The sequence below is a fragment of the Paraeggerthella hominis genome (assembly GCF_021044775.1).
Lineage (GTDB): Bacteria > Actinomycetota > Coriobacteriia > Coriobacteriales > Eggerthellaceae > Paraeggerthella > Paraeggerthella hominis.
Map to the genome: position 1 here is coordinate 1 of NZ_JAJNOQ010000026.1, position 963 is coordinate 963.

Below are 963 nucleotides of genomic sequence, written 5' to 3' on the forward strand. Positions count from 1 at the left end.
CGGCGGGAACTACGCCGTGATGATGGTGCCGGTCTTGCCCTCGAGGCCCGCGGCGGCGCACTCGAGGCTGGTGATGAGGGCCTTGCCCTCGGGGTAGGCGCGCACGTACTCGATGCAGGCCTCGACCTTCGGCAGCATGGAGCCGGGGGCGAACTGGCCCTGGGCGATGTACTCCTCGGCCTGGGCGATGGTCATGGTGGAGATCTCCTCCTGCTCCGGCTTGCCGAAGTTGATGCAGACCTTCTCCACGGCCGTGAGGATCACCAGCATGTCGGCGCCGAAGTCGGCGGCCAGCTTGGCGCTGGAGCGGTCCTTGTCGATGACCGCGGGGACGCCCTCGTACAGGCCCTCCTTCTCGAACACCGGCACTCCGCCGCCGCCCGTGGACACCACGATGTAGCCCGCGTCCATGAGGTCCTTGACCGCGTCGAACTCGACGATGCGGACCGGCTTCGGGGAGGCGACGACCTGGCGCCAGCCGCGGCCCGCGTCCTCCTTGTAGGTCCAGCCGGTCTCGGCGGCCTTGGCCTTGGCCTCCTCCTCGGAGAGGAAGGCGCCGACGGGCTTGGTGGGGTTCTGGAACGCCGGGTCGGCCGGGTCGACCACGGTCTGCGTCACGACGCAGGCCGTCGAGCGGTCGATGCCGCGCAGCTTCATGTCGTTGAGGATGGCCTGGGACAGCTGGTAGCCGATGTAGCCCTGGCTCATGGCGCCGGCCTCGGGGAAGGGCATCTCCGGGGTCTTGCCGTCGTTGGCGCTCGCGTAGGCGAACGCGTTGTTGATCATGCCGACCTGCGGGCCGTTGCCGTGGGACACGATGACGTTGGTGCCCTCCTCGACCATGTCGACGATGTTCTTGGCGGTGTCCTTGACCAGCTGGAGCTGCTCCTGGGGCGTGTTGCCCAGGGCGTTGCCGCCCAGCGCGATGACAACGGACTTGCCGTCACCCTTCTGATAAGGCAT

Annotated in this window: 1 protein-coding gene; it reads right to left on the reverse strand. The window is 68.0% G+C overall.

The genetic code is table 11. The annotated features are described in order from the left end of the window. Positions 1 to 9: 9 nt before the first annotated feature. A partial coding sequence (gene arcC / locus LQE90_RS12305) for a carbamate kinase (protein ID WP_114568045.1) occupies positions 10 to 963 on the reverse strand: 954 nt, incomplete at its 5' end.